This window comes from Aquabacterium sp., assembly GCF_004297345.1.
In the GTDB taxonomy this organism is placed as follows: domain Bacteria; phylum Pseudomonadota; class Gammaproteobacteria; order Burkholderiales; family Burkholderiaceae_C; genus Aquabacterium.
Map to the genome: position 1 here is coordinate 1 of NZ_SCTN01000420.1, position 3,612 is coordinate 3,612.

A 3,612-nucleotide genomic window follows, 5' to 3' on the forward strand; every position below is an offset into this window, starting at 1 on the left:
CACGGGGACTATGCCACGGCCCGCATCGCTAAGATGCAGGGTTTGCAAGACGCCACACGCCTTTTCTGCCCCAGGCCCGCCCGAAGATGGACTTTCCTTTGACCGACCTCAACGCCGTGCGCGCCATGTTCGAAGCCCTGCAGGCCCGCGCCCTTGCCCAAGGCCTGAGCCTGCGTCAGCCCCCTGACGAGCCCACCACCTGCTGCGGCAGAGGTTGCAACGGCTGCGTCTGGGAGGGCTTCTACGCCGCCGCCACCTACTGGCGGGACGAGGCCTTGCTGATCCTCAGCGATTGAGGCCTGACCGAGATCAGCTGACCTTGAACTTGAACTCGCCGTTCTTGCCGGCGCTGACCTTGATCTTGCTGATGGGCTGACCTTCGGCCATGCGCGCCAGCACGCTGTCAGCCACCTCGGGCAGCAGGCTGCCGTTGAGGATGTGGTCCACGGCACGGGCGCCGGTGTCCACTTCGGTGCAACGGGCCAGCACGGTATCGACCAGGGCGTCGTCGTACTCCAGCACGGCCTGGTGATTGGCCATCACGCGCGCGGCGATGCGGTCCAGCTTGAGCGTGATCACGCTGGCCAGCACATCGTCGCTCAGAGGGTAGTAAGGCACGACCTTCGTGCGGCCAATGAAGGCAGGCTTGAAGGTCTTGTACAGCGTGGGGCGCAGAACCTCGGCCAGCTCATCGGCCTCGGGCAATTCCTTGGCTGACTTCATCACCGTACCACCGGCTTCTTCGTCATGCTTGAAGCAGGCCTGCATGATGCCTTGCGAGCCGGCGTTCGACGTGAGGATGATGACGGTATTGCGGAAGTCGATCTCGCGGCCTTCGGCATCGTCCATCATGCCCTTGTCGAACACCTGGAAGAACATCTCCAGCACATCGGGGTGAGCCTTCTCGACCTCGTCGAGCAGCACCACGCTGTAAGGCTTGCGGCGCACGGCCTCGGTCAGCACACCGCCTTCGCCGTAGCCCACATAGCCGGGAGGCGAGCCCTTCAAGCCGCTGACGCTGTGCGCCTCCTGGTACTCGCTCATGTTGATCGTGATCAGGTTGCGCTCGCCACCGTAGAGGATGTCGGCCAGGGCCAGTGCAGTCTCGGTCTTGCCCACACCGGAAGGTCCAACGAACAGGAACACGCCCTTGGGCTTGTTGGGATCTTCCAGGCCAGCACGGGCCGTTCGCACACGTTGGGCGATCGCGGCCAGCGCGTGGTCCTGACCGATCACACGCTCTTGCAAGGTGGCTTGCAGATTGCGCACGGTCTTGATCTCGTCCTTGACCATCTTGCCCAGCGGGATGCCCGTCCAGGCGGCCACGATCTCGGCCACCACATGGCCATCTACCTGCATGGGCACCAGCGGCGCCTCACCTTGCAAGGCGGCCAGCTCGGCCTGCTTCATGGCCAGCAGCTCGTGATCAGGGCTGGCGTGCACGATGGCGCCCTTCTTGCCCTTGGGCTTGCTGCTGTTGGCAGCCGAACTGCCAGCGCCTGAGCTGGCACCTTCGCCCGCTGATGCTGCCACGCCCACGCCCACGCCCGAGCCCATTTCCGCTTCAGCGCTAGACAAGCCACCGGCCTGATGCTCCAGCCTGGTCCGCAGTTCACGGATATCGTTGACCAGTTGCTGCTCAAAAGTCCAACGCTCTTCATCGGACTTCAAAGTCGCCGCAATCGCATCACGCTCGACCTTCAAGGCATCCAGGCGATCACCATGGCGAGCACCCGCCGCAGCCTCGCGCTTCAAGGCCGCAGATTCAGCGTCCATGCGCTCCAGCCGCTTGCGCGCGTCTTCGATACGCGCCGGCGTGGCGCTCTGGCCCAAGGCCACCTTCGCGCAAGCCGTGTCCAGCACGCTCACGGCCTTGTCGGGCAACTGACGGCCACTGATGTAGCGGGCAGACAGGCGCACGGCCTCGGCAATGGCTTCGTCAAACAGACGCACGCCAAAGTGCTTTTCCATCAAAGGCGCCATGCCGCGCAGCATCGCGCAGGCCAGCTCTTCGGAAGGCTCCTCCACCTTGATCACCTGGAAACGACGGGCCAGCGCAGCGTCCTTCTCAAAATACTTCTTGTATTCGCCCCAGGTGGTGGCGGCAATGGTGCGCAACTCGCCACGAGCCAGTGCCGGCTTGAGCAAGTTGGCCGCATCGTTCTGGCCAGCCTGACCACCTGCACCGATCATGGTGTGGGCCTCGTCAATGAACAGAATGATCGGATGCGGGCTCTTCTTGACCTCGTCGATCACGTTCTTCAGGCGGTTTTCAAACTCGCCTTTGACCGACGCGCCAGCCTGCAACAGGCCCATGTCCAGCACGTGGATGGCCACGCCTTGCAACGGTGTCGGCACATCGCCTTGTGCCACGCGCAGGGCCAGGCCTTCCACCACAGCCGTCTTGCCCACGCCTGCTTCGCCCGTCAGGATGGGGTTGTTCTGGCGGCGGCGCATCAGGATGTCGATGGCCTGGCGGATCTCGGTATCACGGCCGATCACCGGGTCCACCTTGCCGTCCAAAGCGCGCTGGGTCAGATTGGTGGTGAACTGATCCAGCGCGGGTGTCTTGCCAGTCAGGCTGTTGCCGGCGCTGGCCTCGTCAGCCTGCAACTCATCGCCTTCAGCAGGCGCATCGGCATCGCGCAGCGCTTGCGCAGCCTCTTCGGAACCGCGCGTCACCTCGCTCATCTTGTGCTTGAGTTCATCGAGCTTGAAGCGCGCGAACAGCTTGGACGAACGCATCGCCAACTGGCTCAGCGTGGGCTCGGTCAACATGGCCAGCACGATGTGCGCACCACGGATCCGCGCCGTGTGCGACTCCAGCGAGGCGATCAGCCAGGCGTGCTCCAGCAACACAGGCAGGTGGCTGGAAAACACAGGCGTGCGGCTGTTGCCCGTCTTGAAGCGGCTCAGTTCGGCTTCCAGGTCGCGCTGCAATTCGGTGCTGGAGACAGCAAAGCGCTGACACAGCACGGTCAGGTCGCTTTGAGGCTGCTCCAGCAACGCCAGCATGAAATGCTCGAGATCCACCTCGTAATGGCCTCGTGCCATGCACAGGCTGGCGGCACGTTCGGCCGCGCGACGTGTGGTGTCGTTGAGCTTGGAGATCAGGGTCTTGAGGTTCTGGCTCATGGTGATGACAGCTTCAAATATGTTTTTATGGTGATGGATGGACCGCTCAGCAAACAGGCTTCACTCAGGCTGCGGCATGAATGTCATAGCGCACGTCAACGCGGTCTTCATTGGCGGATCGGGTCTGCAAGAAGGTGTCCCAACCCAGGCGGAATGCCGAATCCGGGCGAGAGGAATCCAGCGCGCAACCTTGCACATCGTCACGCTGCAGTTGCAGGTTGATTTCGTACTCCAGGCTGATGCCACCGAGCATGGTGAGCAACTCCTTGAGCGCCAGCGCGCCCTTGCCACCAGGCAGGAAACGCCGAAACTTGGTATGCGGCAAAGGCCCGAGCACCACGCGCATGCGCAGATCGCGCTGCCACACACGCTCCCCCAGCATGGCCGAGCGCCCCAGTACGCCATGGATGGGTGCCCCACCCTGCCTGACCGCCCCGGTCATGCCCAGATAGGCGCGCCCTGACGCGGGTATCTGGT

Annotated in this window: 3 protein-coding genes; 1 reads left to right on the top strand and 2 read right to left on the bottom strand. The window is 63.3% G+C overall.

What is annotated here, in order from left to right; all coding sequences use genetic code 11:
• Nucleotides 1-86: 86 nt before the first annotated feature.
• Nucleotides 87-296: an oxidoreductase-like domain-containing protein gene (locus EPO09_RS16200; protein ID WP_290644456.1), complete on the top strand. Its 210-nt coding sequence runs from the start codon at nucleotides 87-89 to the stop codon at nucleotides 294-296.
• Between the two features lie 13 nt (nucleotides 297-309).
• On the opposite strand, the gene tssH is transcribed toward EPO09_RS16200, so the two are convergent.
• Together tssH and EPO09_RS16210 are read right to left on the bottom strand one after the other, a co-directional pair.
• Nucleotides 310-3,135 (bottom strand): type VI secretion system ATPase TssH, encoded by a 2,826-nt coding sequence (tssH, locus tag EPO09_RS16205; protein WP_290644458.1) that lies wholly within the window; start codon nucleotides 3,133-3,135, stop codon nucleotides 310-312.
• A gap of 64 nt (nucleotides 3,136-3,199) precedes the next feature.
• Nucleotides 3,200-3,612 (bottom strand): type VI secretion system baseplate subunit TssG (locus EPO09_RS16210; RefSeq protein ID WP_290644460.1); only part of this gene is annotated, 413 nt, incomplete at its 5' end.

Bases quoted from the DNA above. Each gene is read 5' to 3' on its own strand.
- EPO09_RS16200 (WP_290644456.1), top strand. From the start codon at position 87: ATGGACTTTCCTTTGACCGACCTCAACGCCGTGCGCGCCATGTTCGAA.
- tssH (WP_290644458.1), bottom strand. From the start codon at position 3,135: ATGAGCCAGAACCTCAAGACCCTGATCTCCAAGCTCAACGACACCACA.